16 protein-coding genes are annotated in these 17,730 nt (G+C 67.7%); 13 read left to right on the top strand and 3 right to left on the bottom strand.

Features of this window, described 5'->3' with window-relative positions; genetic code table 11:
• Positions 1-235: 235 nt before the first annotated feature.
• The 5 genes from WB508_RS00400 (at position 236) to WB508_RS00380 (ending at position 4,626) form a co-directional block, all read left to right on the top strand.
• Positions 236-1,795: a molybdopterin-dependent oxidoreductase gene (locus WB508_RS00400; RefSeq protein WP_423842889.1), complete on the top strand. Its 1,560-nt coding sequence runs from the start codon at positions 236-238 to the stop codon at positions 1,793-1,795.
• A gap of 30 nt (positions 1,796-1,825) precedes the next feature.
• Complete coding sequence (locus tag WB508_RS00395; RefSeq protein ID WP_423842888.1) at positions 1,826-2,473, top strand: fasciclin domain-containing protein; 648 nt, start codon at positions 1,826-1,828, stop codon at positions 2,471-2,473.
• Between the two features lie 70 nt (positions 2,474-2,543).
• Positions 2,544-3,182: a histidine phosphatase family protein gene (locus WB508_RS00390; RefSeq protein ID WP_423842887.1), complete on the top strand. Its 639-nt coding sequence runs from the start codon at positions 2,544-2,546 to the stop codon at positions 3,180-3,182.
• A gap of 90 nt (positions 3,183-3,272) precedes the next feature.
• A complete protein-coding gene (locus WB508_RS00385) occupies positions 3,273-4,031 on the top strand; it encodes an SDR family oxidoreductase (protein ID WP_423842886.1) in 759 nt (252 codons plus the stop codon).
• Between the two features lie 73 nt (positions 4,032-4,104).
• Positions 4,105-4,626: a hypothetical protein gene (locus WB508_RS00380; protein ID WP_423842885.1), complete on the top strand. Its 522-nt coding sequence runs from the start codon at positions 4,105-4,107 to the stop codon at positions 4,624-4,626.
• Positions 4,627-4,630: 4 nt separating this feature from the next.
• On the opposite strand, the gene metX is transcribed toward WB508_RS00380, so the two are convergent.
• The 3 genes from metX to WB508_RS00365 all read right to left on the bottom strand — a co-directional run bounded on the left by metX (position 4,631) and on the right by WB508_RS00365 (position 8,665).
• A complete protein-coding gene (gene metX, locus WB508_RS00375; RefSeq protein WP_423842884.1) occupies positions 4,631-5,737 on the bottom strand; it encodes a homoserine O-acetyltransferase MetX in 1,107 nt (368 codons plus the stop codon).
• A gap of 14 nt (positions 5,738-5,751) precedes the next feature.
• The gene (locus tag WB508_RS00370; RefSeq protein ID WP_423842883.1) at positions 5,752-7,041 is read right to left on the bottom strand and encodes a bifunctional o-acetylhomoserine/o-acetylserine sulfhydrylase; all 1,290 of its coding nucleotides are present in this window, start codon (positions 7,039-7,041) and stop codon (positions 5,752-5,754) included.
• An 88-nt stretch (positions 7,042-7,129) separates the two neighbouring features.
• Entirely contained in the window at positions 7,130-8,665 is a 1,536-nt protein-coding gene (locus WB508_RS00365; protein WP_423842882.1) for a flavin-containing monooxygenase, read from the bottom strand.
• 107 nt (positions 8,666-8,772) lie between these two features.
• Here WB508_RS00365 and WB508_RS00360 point away from each other — a divergent pair, with 107 nt between their 5' ends.
• The 8 genes from WB508_RS00360 (at position 8,773) to WB508_RS00325 (ending at position 17,628) form a co-directional block, all read left to right on the top strand.
• The gene (locus WB508_RS00360) at positions 8,773-9,426 is read left to right on the top strand and encodes an SIMPL domain-containing protein (RefSeq protein ID WP_423842881.1); all 654 of its coding nucleotides are present in this window, start codon (positions 8,773-8,775) and stop codon (positions 9,424-9,426) included.
• Between the two features lie 72 nt (positions 9,427-9,498).
• Entirely contained in the window at positions 9,499-10,644 is a 1,146-nt protein-coding gene (locus WB508_RS00355) for an alpha/beta hydrolase (protein WP_423842880.1), read from the top strand.
• 21 nt (positions 10,645-10,665) lie between these two features.
• On the top strand, positions 10,666-11,658 hold the full coding sequence (locus WB508_RS00350) for an MDR family oxidoreductase (protein ID WP_423842879.1): 993 nt from the start codon (positions 10,666-10,668) through the stop codon (positions 11,656-11,658).
• A gap of 51 nt (positions 11,659-11,709) precedes the next feature.
• A complete protein-coding gene (locus WB508_RS00345) occupies positions 11,710-12,324 on the top strand; it encodes a TetR/AcrR family transcriptional regulator (protein WP_423842878.1) in 615 nt (204 codons plus the stop codon).
• Positions 12,321-13,139 (top strand): TIGR03084 family metal-binding protein, encoded by an 819-nt coding sequence (locus tag WB508_RS00340; RefSeq protein ID WP_423842877.1) that lies wholly within the window; start codon positions 12,321-12,323, stop codon positions 13,137-13,139. The genes WB508_RS00345 and WB508_RS00340 overlap by 4 nt, the downstream gene beginning before the upstream one ends.
• Positions 13,139-14,869, top strand: coding sequence for an acyclic terpene utilization AtuA family protein (locus tag WB508_RS00335; protein WP_423842876.1), 1,731 nt, complete (start codon positions 13,139-13,141; stop codon positions 14,867-14,869). The genes WB508_RS00340 and WB508_RS00335 overlap by 1 nt, the downstream gene beginning before the upstream one ends.
• Complete coding sequence (locus tag WB508_RS00330; RefSeq protein ID WP_423842875.1) at positions 14,866-16,017, top strand: acyl-CoA dehydrogenase family protein; 1,152 nt, start codon at positions 14,866-14,868, stop codon at positions 16,015-16,017. Before WB508_RS00335 ends, WB508_RS00330 begins: the two co-directional genes overlap by 4 nt.
• Positions 16,018-16,035: 18 nt before the next feature.
• Positions 16,036-17,628 carry an acyl-CoA carboxylase subunit beta gene (locus WB508_RS00325; RefSeq protein ID WP_423842874.1) on the top strand — a complete coding sequence of 531 codons (1,593 nt, stop codon included), beginning with the start codon at positions 16,036-16,038 and terminating at the stop codon, positions 17,626-17,628.
• Positions 17,629-17,730: the final 102 nt, after the last annotated feature.

The raw sequence follows: 17,730 nt of genomic DNA, 5'->3' as shown, positions 1-17,730 counted from the left end.
GAGTGGTTCGACATTCCGGCCGACCGGATGATCGTGTGCGGCATCGCGTTCGGCCACGCCGACCCCGTTCACCCCTCGGCACAGTTCATGTCGCACCGCGTCCCGATCTCCGAATCGGTCACCTTCGTCAACTGATTTTTGCGCTCTGACCTGCGCAATCGGTGGAACTCAGAAGAAACTTGTAGGTTCGACCCATCCGCCGACTCCCGGGCGGCGAATGGGTGGTGTGAGCGACATGGCAACCGAAACACACGAGACCACGGGCACTGCGCCTCGTTGGGCCGGCGCGTTGTCCGGCTTTCTCGCGGCGGCCATCGGCCTCGCCCTGGGAACGTTGCTCGCCAAGCTCTTCACCGGTGTCCCCACCCCGATCAACTCGGTCGGCAATCGGGCGATCGACTTCGCCCCGCCGTTCCTGAAAGATTTCGCGGTCGAACAGTTCGGCACGGCCGACAAGCCCGTGCTGATCGGCGGCGTCGTCGTCACCTTGGCCATCGTCGCTGCAGTCGCCGGCGCCATCGGCGTCACGAAGCCTCGTGTGGCCATCGGCGCCATGGGCGCCTTCGGACTCATCGCCTTCCTGGCCGCGCTCTTCGATCGCACGGCCACCGCGAATCGCATCATCGTGCTGCTGCCGACGCTGCTCACCGCCCTCGTCGCCATCGCGGTGATGACGTATCTGCTGCGCCGGATGGGTGTCGTCAAGGGTGAGCTCGGCTCCACCGACGGCTTCGAGCGTCGAGCCTTCCTGATCGGTGCGCTTGGCGTGGCCGCCGTTGCTGCTATCGGTGGAGGGTTGACCCGGGTCTTCGGCGGCGCTGCCGCCAAGGAGTCTCGAGCCAACATCACGCTTCCGCCGGCTGCCCGCCCGGCACCGCCTGTTCCGGCTGGTGTCCAGGTCGACGTCGACGGTGTCAGCAAGTTCATCACCCCCAACCGTGACTTCTACCGCATCGACACCGCGTTGAGCGTCCCCGACGTGCCGGCCGAGAACTGGTCGTTGCGCATCCACGGGATGGTCGACCAGGAGCTCAACCTCTCCTACCGCGACATCCTGGACATGGATCTGGTCGAGCACCGCGTCACGCTGACCTGCGTCTCGAACGAGGTCGGCGGCCCGTACGTGGGCAACGCCGTCTGGCTCGGTGTGGAGACCAAGACCCTGCTGGAGATGGCGGGAGTCAAGGCTGGCGCCGATGCCATCAAGACCACGAGCGCCGACAGCTGGACCTGCGGCTCTCCGCTCGACACCTGGACCGATGAGCGCAGCTCGATGATCGCCATCGGCATGAATGGCGAGCCCCTCCCGCTGGTGCACGGCTTTCCGGCACGCGTCGTCGTCCCCGGCTTGTACGGCTACGTCTCGGCCACCAAGTGGCTGACTGACATCGAGGTCACCCGATTCGCTGATTTCAAGGCCTACTGGACGACCCGCGACTACGACGCCGAGGCGCCGATCAAGTTCTCCTCGCGCATCGACGTCCCGACCTCGTTCCAGACCTTCAAGGCCGGCACCGTGAAGTTCGGCGGCGTCGCCTGGGCCCAGATCTCCGGCATCGAGAAGGTGGAGGTCAAGGTCGACAACGACGACTGGCAGGACGCCACCCTCGCCACCGAGGACACCGTCGAGACCTGGCGTCAGTGGTCCTTCGCCTCGTCCGGACTCACCTCGGGCAACCACAAGCTCACCGTCCGAGCCACCAACAAGGACGGCGAGACACAGACGTCCGATCGGGCACGCATCCGCCCGAACGGCACGACCGGCTGGCACAGCGTCCAGTTCCGCGTCGAATAAGCATCACACCCCAACACAAGGAGAAACATCATGCGTACGACCACGAAGAGCTTCGCCGTTGCCGCGGTTGCCTCTCTGTCACTGTTCACCGCAGCCTGCGGTTCGGACGATGCGACTGACGCTCCAGCCGATGAGAACACCTCCGCTGCCCCCGACGACGCCGCTGATCCGGCCGCCGATCTCGTGGGCGCCGGCTGCGCTGACTACGCCGCTGCTGTCCCCGACGGTGCCGGCTCGGTCTCGGGCATGTCACAGGACCCGGTCGCCACGGCCGCCAGCAACAACCCGCTGCTGAAGACCCTGACCGCCGCGGTCTCCGGTGAGCTCAACCCCGACGTCGACCTGGTCGACACGCTCAACGGTGGCGAGTTCACCGTGTTCGCGCCGGTCGACGACGCCTTCGCGAAGCTGCCGAAGGAGACCGTCGAGACGCTCGGTACCCCCGAGGGTGCAGAGACCCTGTCCAGCGTGCTGACGTACCACGTCATCCCCGGACGGATCGCGCCTGCGGACATCGACGGCACCTTCAAGACCGTCAACGGCGCCGACCTCAAGGTTTCCGGCTCCGGCGACAAGATCACCGTGGGTGACAGCAGCGCCAACGTCATCTGTGGCGGCGTCGCAACTGCCAACGCCACGGTCTACCTGATCGACTCGGTGCTCATGCCTCCTGCGTGATCATCTGCGAAAGGGCCGGTCGTCTCCTCCGGGGCGGCCGGCCCTTTCGTGTGCCGATAGCCTCCCTGACGTGGGAGCAATCCATCTGGTGCGGCACGGGCAGGCCTCGTGGGGCAGCGACGACTACGACCAGCTGTCCGATCTCGGCTACCGGCAGGCCGCCGCCCTAGGCACCTCGTGGGAGGCGGGCGGTTTCCGTCCCACCTGGTCGGTCTCTGGTTCGATGAAGCGGCACGCCCAGACCGCGGTCGCGGCCATCGACGCCATCGACGGCGACCTGTACGACGTCGACGCCAGATGGAACGAGTACGACCACCTCGGTCTTGCGGACGCGACCGACCCAGCCGCACGACCCACCGACGCGAGGACCTTCCAGGCCACCCTCGACGCTCGACTGACCGAATGGGTCTCCGGCGGGGTTCCTGGGCCCGAGCCGTTCGATCTCTTCCGAGCCCGCGTCCTTGGTGCGCTCGACGCCGCCACTGAGGAGGCCGGCTCCGGCAAGTCGGTGGCCGTCTTCACTTCCGGCGGCCCCATCGGACTGGTCGCCTCGCACCTGCTGGTCGGCGACGACTCGCTGTTCATCGCCGTGAACCGGGTGGTGATCAACGCCAGCGTGACCACCGTGATCGTCGGTCGGGGTGGCCGCCGCCTGCTCGCCTTCAACGAGCACACCCACATCCCGTCGGACATGCTCAGCTTTCGCTGAGACCGAGCGCGCCCGCGCACCACCTTCGGATACCGTTAGTATCTGAGTGATGGCCATGGCGGCTGTTCAGATGGGTTCGGAGGGACTGACATGCGCAAGAACGTGCTGATCACCGGAGCAAGCTCGGGTCTGGGAGCGGGCATGGCCCGCGTGCTGGCCGAGAAGGGCCATCACCTGGCCCTCACGGCCCGACGGGTCGACCGCCTCGAGACGCTCCGAGACGAGCTGCTGGCGGCCCACCCCGGCATCGCCGTGTCGGTGCACGGACTGGACGTCACGGATCACGACCGGGTGTTCGCCGTGTTCACAGAGGCAATCACCGAGCTCGGCGGTCTCGATCGAGTCATCGTCAACGCTGGTCTCGGCAAGGGCGGACGCATCGGCACCGGCAAGTTTGAGGCCAATCTGCAGACTGCCCAGACCAACTTCGTCGCTGCGCTCGCCCAGTGCGAGGCGGCCATGAAGCACTTCTACGAGCGCAAGGCCGGCCACCTGGTGATGATCTCGTCGATGTCAGCGATGCGTGGCATGCCGTCGTCGATGGCGACGTACGCCGCCACCAAGGCTGGTGTCGCGCACCTCGCCGAGGGCATCCGGGCTGACCTGCTCGGCCGCAAGGACCATGACATCAAGGTCACCACGCTGTTCCCCGGCTACATCGCCTCGGAGATGAACGAGGGCATCGAGCAGGAGGCTCGCCTCATGGTCGACACCGAGACCGGCTCGCGCGCCCTGGTGAAGGCCATCGAACGTGAAGTGGTCGACGCTGCTATCCCGACATGGCCCTGGGCGCCTCTCGGTCAGGTCATGAAGCATGCGCCGTTGGGCGTCGTGCGCCGCATGGTCTGATCGGTCAGGTCGTCCAACACCCGGGCGCACGTAGGGTGATGCCGCACAGTCATCATCGTCAACGGAGGGAATCATGACCAGCACTCCCCCAGAGCCCGCTGAGCCGTCCGGCGTCCCGCAGCCAGACCTGGATCCGCCGTTGTCGATGGTGCTCGCGGTGCGCTTGATGTGGGCCGGCGCGGTGGTCAGCGTGTTGTCAGTCATCGCCAGCCTGGCCACGTACGGATCGTTCACCATCCGCATGGCCCAGCAGATGCGCGAGGCGGATCCGCAGATCAGCGACGACCTGGTCGACACCGCCATTGCCGTGGGCATCACCTTCGCGGTGGCGATGGGGGTGTTGGGTGCGGCCGTCTGGGTCTGGATGGCCGTGAAGAACCGTCAGGGTCGCGCGTGGGCGCGCATCGTCGCCTCCGTGCTGAGCGGCCTGAACGCCGTGTTCTTCGCGGTCGGTCTTGCAGGCGAGCAGTACGACTCGCTGAGCCTGCTGGTGTCGGCCACCCAGCTGTTCCTCGCGGCCGCCGTCCTGGCGCTGTTGTGGCGCAAGGAGTCGACGGCGTTCTACGACGCGGTCTCTCGTCGCCACACCCTCTAGCGGGTCAGCCCAGCAAGTCCCGCAGGAGCGCGCCGACCTGGTCGGACTCGACCAGGAAACCATCGTGGCCGTGTGGTGACTGGACCACCCGCAGCGGGCCGGACGTCGAGATGAGGTCGGCGAGCTGCTGTTGCTGGTGCAGCGGGTACAGGCGATCGGAGTCGATGCCTGCAACGATCGTGCGCGCCGAGATGCGAGCGAGCGCGGTTGCCAGGTCACCGCGTCCGCGGGCGACGTCGTGGCTGTCCATCGCCGAGGTCAGCACGATGTAGGAGTTTGCGTCAAAGCGGGCAATCAGCTTGGCTCCGTGGTGCTGCAGGTAGGAATCAACCGCCCAACGGCCGTCGTCCTGCACCTGCCGCCCAAACCGCTGATCCAGCTCAGCCTCGCTGCGATAGGCGATGTGGGCGATGCGGCGGGCCAGATCCAGGCCAGCGACCGGACCGCGGGCCGCGTCGTAGTAGTTGCCATCGGCATAGGCCGGGTCGGCCTGGATCGCGGCCACCTGCGTGCGCGACCAGGCGATTTGCTCGGCGGATGCTGCCGCGGAGGTGGCCAGCAGCAGCAGGCGATCCACGCGTGCGGGATGTTCCACAGCCCATTCCAGCGCACGCATGCCGCCGGCCGAACCGCCGATCACTCCGTGCCAGCGGTCGATGCCGAGCTGATCGGCCAGCGCCACCTCGGCGGCCACCTGGTCACGCACCGTCAACGCCGGAAACGACCCGCCCCAGGGCAGGTCGTGACGGTTCAGGCTGGCAGGTCCGGTCGAGCCCTGACAGCCACCCAGCAGGTTGGCTGCGACCACGAAGAAGCGGTCGGTGTCGATCGCCTGACCAGGCCCGACGACGGCATCCCACCAGCCGGGGCTCGGATGCCCGGGCCCGACCCCGCCAAGGAGGTGGGAGTCGCCGGTCAGGGCGTGCAGGACCAGGACGGCGTTGCTGCCGCCCTCGGGCGTGGTGGTGAGCGTCCCCCAGGTCTCGAACGCCAGGCGCACGTCGGGCAACGTCGTGCCCGACTCCAACGTCAGTGCGCCGATGTCGGCGAATTGACGATCGCCGACGGGATCCCCCGCTCGCCACGCACCCGTGACGAGCAGAGGATCCACGCGGGCTGTGGTCGTCACTTCGCGGCGCGCAACCCGGCGTCGAGATCGGCAAGGATGTCTTCGATTCCTTCGATGCCGACCGCCAGACGCACCAAGCCGGGAGTCACGCCAGCCGCAGCGTGCTCCTCGGGCGTGCCCTGCGAGTGGGTCGTGCTGGCGGGGTGGATGGCGAGGCTGCGCACGTCACCGATGTTAGCGACGTGGCTGAAAAGCTCCAACGAGTCGATGAAGGCCTTGCCGGCCTCGATGCCACCGGGCAGCTCGAAGGTCAGCACGGCGCCCGAGCCCTTCGGGACGTACTTGTCCGCGAGCTCCTTGTACGGATTGCCGTCGAGGCTGGCCCACGTGACTTTCGAGACGTCCTCGCGAGCGGCGAGCCACTCGGCCACGGCGCGCGTGTTCTCGATGTGACGCTCGATTCGCAGGCTCAACGTCTCCAGGCCTTGAGCGATCAAGAACGCGTTGAACGGAGAGGCCGCCGGGCCGACGTTGCGCAGGTACTGCACGCGCAGCTTGGCGATGTACGCAGCTGGTCCGAGCGCATCAGCGAACACCAAGCCGTGATAGCTCGCATCGGGGGTGGTGAAGCCCGGGAACTTGTCGCCATGAGCCGCGTAGTCGAACGTGCCGCCATCGACCACGACGCCGGCGATGGCGGTGCCGTGTCCACCGAGGTACTTGGTGGCCGAGTGGACGACGGTGTCAGCGCCATGCCTGAGCGGGTTGAGCAGGTAGGGCGTCGCGACCGTGTTGTCGACGATGAACGGCACACCCACCTCCTTGGCGACGGCGGAGATGGCCTCGAGGTCGAGAATGTCTCCCTTGGGGTTGCCGATGGTCTCGCCGAAGAATGCCTTGGTGTTGTCCTGGGCGGCGGCGCGCCAGGCGTCGGGGTCGTTCGGCTCATCGACGAACGTCACGGCGATCCCGAGCTTCGGGAAGGTGTGGCGCAGCAGGCTGTCGGTGCCGCCGTAGAGGCTTGCGGACGCCACGACGTGATCGCCGGCTTCAGCCACGTTGGTCAGGGCTCCGGTCGTGGCAGCCTGGCCGGATGCGACCAGCAGTGCGCCCACGCCCCCCTCGAGCGCGGCGATGCGTTGTTCGACCGCGTCCTGGGTCGGGTTCATGATGCGCGTGTAGATGTTGCCCGGCTCGGCGAGGCCGAACAGGTCGGCCGCGTGCTGGGTGTCGCGGAACTGATACGACGTCGTCTGGTAGATCGGCAGCGCCCGGGCTCCAGTCGTGGGGTCCGGCACCTGGCCGGCATGGATCTGCTTGGTCTCGAAAGTCCAGTTCTCGCTCATGGCTGTGGCTCCTGATGGGTCGGTATGGCTACGAGCCTGCCACCGTCTTGCGGAATGGGCTACCGATCTCACACCGTGAGACAAGGCCTCACGTGGGCTGCTGGTGGTTCGGTGGTGTCGCGAATGCGTAGTCAGCCAGCGGGAAGCGCGACTGCGAGCGGAAGGCGTTGACCGTCGACGTCGGACGCAGCAGGGTCGCCTCCCCGTGCTGGTTGAAGTAGTAGCTGCGCGAGGTCCCGCAGCTGCCGTTGACGAAGACCGAGTCGTCGAGGCGACGGGTCATCTCGTCCAGGAACCGGGTATTGGCGTCTTCGCTGATCTCGAAGGACGTGGCTTCGCGACGTTTCACCTCCGTGAGCAGTCGGTGCATGTGCTGCATCTGCGACTCGATCGTCGTGAAATATGACAAGCCTGAGTACGAGTAGGGGCTGTTTAGCGAGATCAGGTTCGGGAAGCCGGGAATGCTGACGCCCTGGTAGGCCTGGAAGCGATTCTCCCGCCAGTAGCTTCCGAGGTCGCGGCCGCCGCGGCCGATGATCTGGAACGCAGGAAAGTTGGTGTCCCAGAGGTTGAATCCCGTGGCCAGCACGAGCACGTCGATCTCGGTGCGGCTTCCGTCAGCGGTCACGATCGCGTCGGGCTCGATCCGCGCGATCGGGTCGGTCACCAACTGCACGTTCGACCGGTTGAACGTGGGGAAGTAGGTGTTGGAGAAGGTAGGACGTTTGCACCCGAAGGAGTAGTCGGGGGTCAGCTTGCGCCGGGTCTCGGGATCCTCGACCTGGTCTTCCAGGTGGCTGAGCGCCCACTTCTCGACACGGTGGTTCAGCCAGGACACCTTCTTGTATCTGAGCACGCCGGTGACCATGATCGCCTCGAGGATCGTGGTGCCGATCCCGCGCACGGCGCGCTGGGTCAGCGGAACTCGGGCGTAGAGCTTTTTCACCCGATCGGGGATCTCCGCGTCGCTCTTGGGCGTGACCCAGATGGCGGTGCGCTGAAAGACCGTCAGCTCGGCCAGGCGCGGAGCGATCTCCGGAATCAGTTGGACCGCTGTGGCGCCGGTGCCGATCACGGCGGCGCGCTTGCCGTCCAGCTCGATCGCGTCGTCCCAGCGGGTGGTGTGCACGACGGTGCCGGCGAAGGAATCGATGCCCTCGATGTCGGGCATCTTGGGCTGGGACAAGAATCCGGTCGCGGTGAAGATCAGCCGAGCCCGGTACTCCTCGCCGGCGGAGGTCGTGACAGCCCAGGTCTGGGCGTCCTCGTCCCAGTGCGCCGTGGTGACCGCGGTCTGGAAGCGCATGTGGCGGCGCAGGCCGTAGCGATCGGCGACGCGGTTGGCGTAGGCCTTGAGCTCGGCGCCGGGCGCGTACATCCGTGACCACGAGGGATTGGGCTCAAAGGAGTAGCAGTAGGTCGACGACGGGATGTCGACGGCCAGACCGGGATAGCGGTTGACGTGCCAGGTGCCACCCAGGTCGTCCTCGCGCTCCAGCATCACCAGATCGTCGAAGCCGTCACGGTGCAGCTGGATCGCCGCACCCATGCCGCCAAATCCGGTGCCGATGATGACGGCGTCATGGACGTGACGGGGATCGCGGGCACGGGGAGTGGACGGCATGAGAGCTCCTGATTTCAGATAACCTGACTATGTGGAATATACCGCAATCGACGGCGTCTGATCAGAGTCTGCCCGGGTGGCAGGTGTCATGCGGCACACTGGTCCGCATGACGCTGGACATCACGGTGCGCGGATCGGCCGAAGAGCGATACCCAGCTGAACGAGCACTGATCTCGATGGCCGTGGCCATCGAGGGCACCGACAAGACGGAAGTCTTCCAGGACGCTGTCGCAGTGCAGGAGCCACTGGCCAGCCAGCTGCAGGAGCTGCACGACCGCCGCGCGGTCATGGCGTGGTCGTGTGACCAGGTACGCGTCTTCAGCCACCGGCCGTACTCGCCGGACGGCACGCGCCAGGAGGTGCACCACGTGGCTCGCATCGAGGTGCGCGCGGAATTTGGCGACTTCGAACGCATGAGCGGCTTCCTCGACTACTGGTCAGGGCGCGTCGGCGTCGAGATCGCCCACGTGACCTGGGACGTCAGCGCCAAGAATCGGCGCGGCTACGAGGCGGAGGTCCGCAAGGCCGCCGTCGATGATGCGGTGCAGAAGGCCCAGGTGTTCGCCAACGCGGTCCGCAAGGGCAAGGTCGTCGCTCAGCAGTTCGCCGACCCCGGCATGCTCGGCGAGGCTCTCGGCGCCTCCGGTGCGCCCCGCTTCGCGATGGCCGCCGACGCCACCGGATCAGGCGCGGAGCTGAACATCACACCCGACGACATCGTCGTCCGCGTCGAGGTCGACGCCCGCTTCACAGCCGACTGAACATCCCCTGACCTGCGCAAATGCGACGCAGGCCACTTGGCGGCAGCACGGACCGCGAGTATCGTCGAGGGCATGTGGATCACTGCACTCGTCAATCGCGCGGCCGCGCTCCTCGGCATCGTGTCCGCCCCCGCGCGGATTCGTCGGGTGGAGCTGCCGCGGATGTCGCGCGCTCCCATGAAGGTCGTCTACGACAGCGCCGTGGTGCACGAGTCGGTCAGCTGGCGCTCGCGGGTCGTGCAGCGTGCAGCGCGTCTGATGCTCAAACCACTGCTGCACATCGCCCCGGTCAGCGACCGCACCATCGTCTGGATGCGGCGCACCGAGAGGCTCTCGGCCCTCCGCCGGCGCTCGCGGTACGTCGAGCCGGTGCGCTTCGAGCTCGGGGGGGTCCCGGTCGAGTCGCTCACGCACCGCCACGGCCCCGACACCGACCTCACGATCCTGTACCTCCACGGTGGCGGGTTCTTCTCCTGTGGCCTGGAGTCGCATCGCCGCGTCTGCGAGCGGCTCGCCCGCAAGAGCGGCGCCACCGTCATCTCGGTCGACTACGTCCAGCTGCCCGAAGGCACCGTGGCGGACTCGGTGGCCGATGCCATCACGGCTTATGCGGCGCTGCTGGACATGAGTGCCCACCCCGACAAGATCGTTGTCGCCGGCGACTCCGCCGGAGGCTACCTCGCGATGAAGGTCGCCGAGATCGCCTCGCTGCGCGGCCTCACCCCGCCGGCCGGCGTCATAGGTTTCTCCCCGCTGCTGAGCCTGGATCCCGATCGGTTCGACAAGGACGTCCAGCGGGTCATCCGCGCCCGAGACGCCTACCTGCCGCTGGCCAAGATCACCCAGATGCGCACGCGGTGGATGCCCGATGGTGCCCGCATGGAGGGGGAGATCTCGCCGCTCGACGCCACTGATCGCATCACCTCACCGACATTCCTCGTGGCCGTCGAGGACGAGATTCTTCGCCCGGAGGTCGAGGCCATGGCCCTGGCACTGACCGCCCACGGCGTCGAGGTGGAGACGCACCTGTGGCGCAAGCAGGTGCATGCGTTCCCCGTGCTCGGCAAGGCGCTGCCCGAGAGCGAGCTGGCCCTCCAGCTGGCGGCGGACTTCGCCCGAAGGGTCATCGGCGACCTCGACGAGGTGCCGGTCGTCGACCCGCACGCGCACATCGAGACCATGGTCGGCGAGACCGTCGCGACCGATCGCGCCTCCTGATCCCGTGCCACACTCGCAGGCATGAGTGACAGCTTTCGCGCCCTGGTCGTCGAAGACTCCGAGTCCGGGCAGACCGCTTCGTTCCGCGACCTCACCACCGCCGATCTGCCCGATCACGCCGTGCTGGTCGAGGTCGAGTTCTCGTCGCTGAACTACAAGGACGGCCTGGTCGTGGCGAGCCCGCAGAAGATGGCCCGCACGACGCCGCTGATCGCCGGAGCCGACTTGGCCGGGACCGTGGTCGAGAGCATCGATCCTGCGTGGTCGGCCGGTGATCGCGTGGTGGTCAACGGATGGGGTATGTCCGAGACGCAGTCAGGCGGCTACACCCGCTACCAGCGGGTCAAGCCTGAGTGGCTGGTCCGCATCCCCGAGGCGTTCTCGACCCGCGATGCCATGGCGATCGGTACCGCCGGGTACACGTCGGCCCTCTGCCTCGATGCCCTCGACCGGTGGGGTATTGCTGCGGGGTCCGAGGTGCTGGTGACCGGCGCTGCCGGCGGAGTCGGATCGGTCGCCGTCGCGCTCGCCTCGGCCGCAGGGCACGTGGTCGTCGCCGCGACAGGGCGCCCCGAGACCCACCACTACCTGACGTCGCTGGGCGCGTCAGCATTCATCGAGCGCGCCGAGCTCCAAGGCGACGGGCGACCGATGGGCAAGGAACGCTGGGACGCAGCCATCGACTCCGTCGGTGGCTCCACGCTGGTCAACGTGCTCGCTCAGACGCGTTACGGCGGAGCGGTTGCCGCCTGCGGGCTGGTCGAGTCGCCCGGAATGCCACATGCCACGGTGCTCCCGCACATTCTGCGTGGTGTCGGACTGCTGGGCGTCGACTCGGTCAGCGCACCGCAGGCTCTGCGCGAGAAGGCCTGGCAGCGCCTCGCCCGTGATCTGCCGCCGGCCACGTTGAATTCGCTCTCGGTCGTGGAGCCGTTGTCGGACGTGCCGAGGCTGGCCGCCGAGATCCTCGACGGCCAGGTTCGCGGCCGCGTCGTGATCGATGTTCTGGCCTGAGTAGATAAAAGCAGGGTTGACTGTTTGTTCTTGAGGTCCCATGCTGAGTGGGTGACCTCTCAGCCGGAGACCCGCGAGCGGGTGACCCAGACCGAGCGAACCCGCCTCATGCGGCAGCGGCTCCTCGAGGCGACGGTCGATTCGCTGGTTGAGGTCGGCTGGTCCGGCACCACCACGACGCTGGTCAGCCAGCGAGCCGGCGTAAGCCGGGGAGCGCAGCTGCACCACTTCCCGACCAAGCAGGCGCTCGTGGTCGCTGCGGTCGAGCACCTCACCGAGCGACGTCGCGACGACATGCGACAGGCCGCAAGAGACCTGCCGGCCACCGGTCGCACCCGCGCGGTGCTCGAGATCCTGAGCCAGCAGTTCACCTCCCCGATCTTTGCTGCAGCGCTCGAGCTGTGGGTGGCCGCCCGCACCGACCCAGACCTGCGTGATGCGGTGGCGCCGCTGGAGCGTCGAGTCGGCCGCGAGACCCATGCCTGGGCTCTGGAGCTGTTCGGCGTCGACGAGTCGATCGGCGACAACCGCCGTCTGGTGCAGGCCACGCTCGACCTCCTGCGCGGCCTCGGCCTCGCCAACTCGCTGAGCGACGACGCCGCTCGACGCGGCTCGGTGCTCGACGCCTATGCCTCCACCCTCGACACCGCCCTGGAGATCTCATGACCGTGCTGGACGACGTGCTGCATGACCTGACAGCCGAGAGTGAGCAGCTCGACGGTTGGCTCGGCAACCTGAATGCGGCTGACTGGTCCACCGTCACGACCGATGAAGGCTGGACCGTGGCCCACCAGGTGGCCCACCTGTACTGGACCGACGATGCGTCGTTGGTCGCGATCGCCGGAGGAGAACCATTCGACGCTTTGATGGCGACCGCCGCGGCCGATCCGACCGGATTCGTCGACACAGAGGCCGAACGCCTGTCGCTCACCCCACCGGTTGACCTGCTTGCCGCGTGGCGCGCTGGTCGGGCCGAGCTCGCGCGGGCGCTGCGTGGAGTCCCTGACGGTCAGAAAATTCCATGGTTCGGCCCGCCGATGAGCTCGACCTCGATGGCGACCGCCCGCTTCATGGAGACATGGGCGCACAGCCACGACGTGGCCGAGTCCTTGGGAATTGAGGTGCCCCGCACTGAGCGCGTCCGGCACGTGTGCCACCTCGGTGTTCGCACGCGTGGGTTCGCCTTCCTGATGCGCGGCCGTGAGGCTCCCGCGGCCGAGGTGCGCGTCGAGCTCACCTCGCCGAGCGGTGAGGCCTGGGCCTGGGGCCCGGCGGATGCGGCCGACCGGGTGACCGGCGATGCGTGGGACTTTGGGCTTCTCGCCACCCGTCGCCGGCACCGCCATGACGTCGACGTGCAGGCCGAGGGACCGGCCGCAGAGGACTGGCTCGACATCGTGCAGACCTTCGCCGGGCTGCCCGGCAACGACCCGCAGCGCCTCTCCGAGCGGCCTGCCGACCGAGGGATGGCGGATCGCTGATGCGCGTCGGAAACTGCTCTGGCTACTACGGGGATCGCCTGTCGGCGATGCGCGAGATGTTGGAGGGCGGCGAGCTGGACTACCTCACGGGGGACTACCTCGCCGAGCTGACCATGCTGATCCTGGGCCGCGACCGCATGAAGGACCCGACGCTCGGCTACGCCAAGACGTTCGTGCGCCAGATGACTGACTGCATGGCGCTGGCGCAGGAGCGCGGCGTGAGGATCGTGACCAATGCCGGCGGACTGAACCCAGCTGGTCTGGCCGAGAAGCTGCGGGAGATCGCCGCCGAGCAGGGGCTCACCCTCTCCATCGCCCATGTCGAGGGCGACGACGTGCGCGAGCTGTCCGACGGGCTCGGCTCGGCACTCACCGCGAATGCCTATCTGGGCGCCTTTGGCATCGCCGCGGCGCTGGACGCCGGTGCCGACATCGTCGTCACGGGACGGGTCACCGACGCCTCGGTCGTGGTCGGGCCTGCGATCTCGCATCACGGCTGGAGCCGCGACGACCTGGACCAGCTGGCCGGTGCGGTCGTGGCTGGGCACGTCATCGAGTGCGGCACCCAGGCCACGGGAGGCAACTTCGCTGGCTTCACCGGGCTGGACACCAGTCGTCCGCTCGGCTTTCCCATCGCAGAGATCGACGCCGACGGCAGCTGCGTGATCACCAAGCACGAGGAGCACGGCGGAGCGGTCACGCCAGACACCGTCATCGCCCAGCTGGTGTACGAGATCCAGGGGCCGATCTACCTCAACCCCGACGTCTCGACCCACCTGGACAGCATTGCTGTCGACCAGGAGTCGTCCGACCGCGTGCGCATCAGCGGAGTCGTCGGTTCCGCGCCGCCGGCGACCACGAAGGTGTGTCTGAACGCCCTCGGCGGCTTCCGCAACGGTGTGGAATTTCTGCTCACCGGGCTGGACATTCCGGCCAAGGCGGCCTGGATCACCACCCAGATGGAAGCGGCGCTCGCCGCGCTGCCACCCGACGAGGTGGTGTGGCACCTCGACCGCACCGACGTGTTCGATCCGCAGACTCAGGCGCAGGCCACCTCGCTGCTGCGGTGCGACGTCCGCAGCGCCCAGCCCGAGCCCGTCGGTCGGGCCTTCAGCGACGCGGCCGTGCAGGTGGCGCTCGCCTCGTACCCGGGCTTCACGGTGTCCCGCCCACCCGCCGGGGGCACCCCCGTCGGGGTCTACCGCGCCGAGCATCTGCCCCAGGCCGATGTGCCGCACGTCGTCGTGCACGCTGACGGTCGTCGCGAGTCCATCGACCCGCCGCCGATCACGGGTGACAACTCACTCAGTGACACGCTTGAACGCGTCGACCCGCCGAAGAACCGTCAGGACGGGTCCGCCGCCGGAATCCGGGCACCACTCGGCGAGGTTGCGTACGCCCGATCGGGCGACAAGGGGGGCGACGCGAACATCGGCGTCTGGATTCCCGCGGGTCATCCCCGTCGGACCGATGCGGTCGCGTGGTTGATCGACCTGCTCGACGACACCACCATCCGGACGCTCCTGCCGGAGGCGGCCGGCCTGGACATCGACGTCCACCCGCTGCCCAATCTCGGTGGTCTCAACATCGTGATCCACGGCCTGCTGGGCGAGGGAGTGTCGTCCTCGACCCGACTCGACCCGCAGGCCAAGGCGCTCGGCGAGTGGCTTCGGGCCCGCGTCGTCTCCATTCCCGAGGACCTGCTGCAGCGTGAGGACTCTGCGCCATGACCATCTGGGACACCCCCGAGCGCAGGGCCTTGCGCACCGCCGTCGAGGATTTCACCCGCGCGGAGATCACGCCACACCTGCCGCAGTGGGAGGACGACGGCGAGCTCCCGCGCGAGCTGCACCGCATCGCGGCCGAGGCCGGCTTCCTGGCCATCGGTTTCGCCGAGGAGGTGGGCGGGGACGGCGGCGATCTGGTCGACGCCTCCATCAGCACGGAGGCGGTGCTCGCCGCCGGCGGGTCCACCGGCCTGCAGGCCAGCCTCTTCACCCACGGCATCGCGGTGCCCCACATCATCGCCAGCGGCGATGATGCCCTCATCGACCGCTACGTCCGGCCAACCCTGGCCGGAGAGATGATCGGCTCGCTCGGCATCACCGAGCCCGGTGCCGGATCCGACGTGGCCAGTCTGCGCACCCGCGCCGTGCGCGATGGAGACCACTACGTGGTCAACGGGGCCAAGACCTTCATCACCTCTGGCGTCCGCGCCGACTTCGTCACGACGGCGGTCCGCACCGGCGACGACGGTCACAGTGGCATCAGCCTGCTGGTGATCGACAAGGACTCGGCCGGCTTCACCGTCAGCCAGCGCCTGTCGAAGATGGGCTGGCACTGCTCGGACACTGCCGAACTCAGCTTCGACGACGTGCGGGTGCCCGCCGAGAATCTGGTCGGCGAGGAGAATGGCGGGTTCTACCTCGTCATGCAGCAGTTCGTGGGCGAGCGACTTGCCCTGGCGGTGCAGTCGTACGCGACGGCCCAGCGCGCCCTCGATCTGGCGGTGGCCTACGCCCGCGAGCGCGACACGTTCGGCAGACCACTGATCACCCGACAGGTGATCCGGCACAAGCTGGTCGAGATGCACTCACGCACCGAGGCGGCGCGTGCCCTCACCAGGCGGGCGGTCGAGCGTTCGCTGGACACACCCAAGACCGATCCCTCGCTGATCCTCGACGCTGTGGTGGCCAAGAACCAGTCGGTCGCCTGTGTCGAGCACGTGGTGCACGAGGCCGTGCAGATCTTCGGCGGCATGGGCTACATGCGCGAGAGCGAGATCGACCGCCATTACCGAGATGCGCGCATCCTCGGCATTGGCGGCGGTGCCACCGAGGTCATGAAGGACCTCGCCGCGAAGCTGTTGGGCTACTGAGATGACAAGGGCAGGCCGATGACCAGGACGACCGTCGACACCACAAGCGAGACGTACGCGACCAACCGCGCCGCGATGCTTGAGCGCGTCGCGGACCTCGCCGAGCAGCACACTCAGGCGCTAGCTGGTGGCGGTGAGCGCTATGTCGAGCGTCACCACGCCCGCGGCAAGCTGACCGCCCGCGAGCGCATCGAGCTGCTGCTCGACACTGATGCCCCGTTCCTGGAGCTGTCCAGCCTCGCCGCGTGGGGCACCGACTTCACCGTCGGCGCCTCCCTGGTCACGGGCATCGGGGTGGTCGAGGGCGTCGAGTGCATGATCGTCGCCAACGACCCCACCGTGAAGGGCGGCGCGTCCAACCCGAGCACCCTGAAAAAGGGACACCGGGCCGCGCAGATCGCCCGCGAGTGCGGGTTGCCCACCATCAACCTGGTCGAGTCCGGCGGCGCTGACCTTCCCACCCAGAAGGACATCTTCATCCCCGGCGGCGGCTCGTTCCGCAGCATCACCCAGGCCAGTGCGGACCGCCGCCCGACGGTGGCCCTCGTGTTCGGCAACTCCACCGCCGGCGGCGCCTACGTACCCGGCATGAGCGACTACGTCGTCATGGTCAAGGAGGGCGCCAAGGTGTTCCTCGGCGGCCCGCCGCTGGTCAAGATGGCCACGGGCGAGGAGTCCGACGACGAGTCGCTCGGTGGAGCAGAGATGCACGCTCGTACCTCCGGCCTGGCCGACTACCTCGCGGTCGACGAGCGTGACGCGATCCGGCTGGGCCGCTCGATCGTCAAGCGCCTCAACTGGCGCAAGGGCGGGACGGTCCCCGAGCCCACCTACGCCGAGCCGGTCCTTGACGCCGAGGAGCTGCTCGGCATCGTGCCGATCGACCTGAAGATCCCCTTCGACCCGCGCGAGGTGATCGCCCGTCTGGTGGACGCTTCTGAATTCGACGAGTTCAAGCCGCTGTACGGATCGTCGCTGGTCACCGGCTTCGCCCAGCTGCACGGCCACCCGATCGGCATCTTGGCCAACGCCCAGGGCGTGCTGTTCAGCCAAGAGGCGCAGAAGGCCGCGCAGTTCATCCAGCTGGCCAACCAGACCGACACGCCCCTGCTCTTCCTTCACAACACGACCGGCTACATGGTGGGTGCTGAGTACGAGCAGGGCGGCATCATCAAGCACGGCGCGCAGATGATCAACGCCGTGTCGAACTCCACCGTCCCGCACATCTCGATCGTGATCGGCGCCTCGTACGGCGCGGGACACTACGGCATGAGCGGTCGCGCCTACGACCCTCGCTTCATGTTCAGCTGGCCCCATGCCAAGTCTGCTGTGATGGGCCCGGCCCAGCTGGCCGGCGTCATCTCGATCGTCGCGCGCGGCGCGGCGGAGTCCAAGGGGCAGCCCTACGACGAGGAGGGCGACGCGCAGATGCGTGCCTTCATCGAGGAGCAGATCGAGAAGGAGTCACTGGCTTACTTCACGTCCGGGATGCTCTACGACGACGGCGTCATCGACCCCCGCGACACCCGCACGATCCTCGGAATCTGCCTGTCGGCCATCAACACCCGCGCCGTCAAGGGCGCTGAGGGTTACGGAGTGTTCCGCCTGTGAGGCGCGCGGCTCGTCCCTCGCCGCACCAGCGGTTCGTTCCTCACCGCTGCCGTGCTCCGCACGGGCACCAGCCTCGCTTCGCTCGGCCCATGCCGCACCAGC

It is taken from the genome of Aeromicrobium sp., from assembly GCF_049586495.1.
In the GTDB taxonomy this organism is placed as follows: Bacteria; Actinomycetota; Actinomycetes; order Propionibacteriales; family Nocardioidaceae; genus Aeromicrobium.
The sequence above is the reverse complement of the archived record's forward strand: the minus strand, read 5'-3'. Positions and strand labels throughout refer to the sequence as shown.

Excerpts from the sequence above, each read along its gene's own strand:
- WB508_RS00400 (WP_423842889.1), top strand. The coding sequence starts at position 236 with ATGGCAACCGAAACACACGAGACCACGGGCACTGCGCCTCGTTGGGCC.
- WB508_RS00395 (WP_423842888.1), top strand. The coding sequence starts at position 1,826 with ATGCGTACGACCACGAAGAGCTTCGCCGTTGCCGCGGTTGCCTCTCTG.
- WB508_RS00385 (WP_423842886.1), top strand. The coding sequence starts at position 3,273 with ATGCGCAAGAACGTGCTGATCACCGGAGCAAGCTCGGGTCTGGGAGCG.
- WB508_RS00380 (WP_423842885.1), top strand. The coding sequence starts at position 4,105 with ATGACCAGCACTCCCCCAGAGCCCGCTGAGCCGTCCGGCGTCCCGCAG.
- WB508_RS00370 (WP_423842883.1), bottom strand. The coding sequence starts at position 7,041 with ATGAGCGAGAACTGGACTTTCGAGACCAAGCAGATCCATGCCGGCCAG.
- WB508_RS00365 (WP_423842882.1), bottom strand. The coding sequence starts at position 8,665 with ATGCCGTCCACTCCCCGTGCCCGCGATCCCCGTCACGTCCATGACGCC.
- WB508_RS00360 (WP_423842881.1), top strand. The coding sequence starts at position 8,773 with ATGACGCTGGACATCACGGTGCGCGGATCGGCCGAAGAGCGATACCCA.
- WB508_RS00355 (WP_423842880.1), top strand. The coding sequence starts at position 9,499 with ATGTGGATCACTGCACTCGTCAATCGCGCGGCCGCGCTCCTCGGCATC.
- WB508_RS00350 (WP_423842879.1), top strand. The coding sequence starts at position 10,666 with ATGAGTGACAGCTTTCGCGCCCTGGTCGTCGAAGACTCCGAGTCCGGG.
- WB508_RS00340 (WP_423842877.1), top strand. The coding sequence starts at position 12,321 with ATGACCGTGCTGGACGACGTGCTGCATGACCTGACAGCCGAGAGTGAG.
- WB508_RS00335 (WP_423842876.1), top strand. The coding sequence starts at position 13,139 with ATGCGCGTCGGAAACTGCTCTGGCTACTACGGGGATCGCCTGTCGGCG.
- WB508_RS00330 (WP_423842875.1), top strand. The coding sequence starts at position 14,866 with ATGACCATCTGGGACACCCCCGAGCGCAGGGCCTTGCGCACCGCCGTC.
- WB508_RS00325 (WP_423842874.1), top strand. The coding sequence starts at position 16,036 with ATGACCAGGACGACCGTCGACACCACAAGCGAGACGTACGCGACCAAC.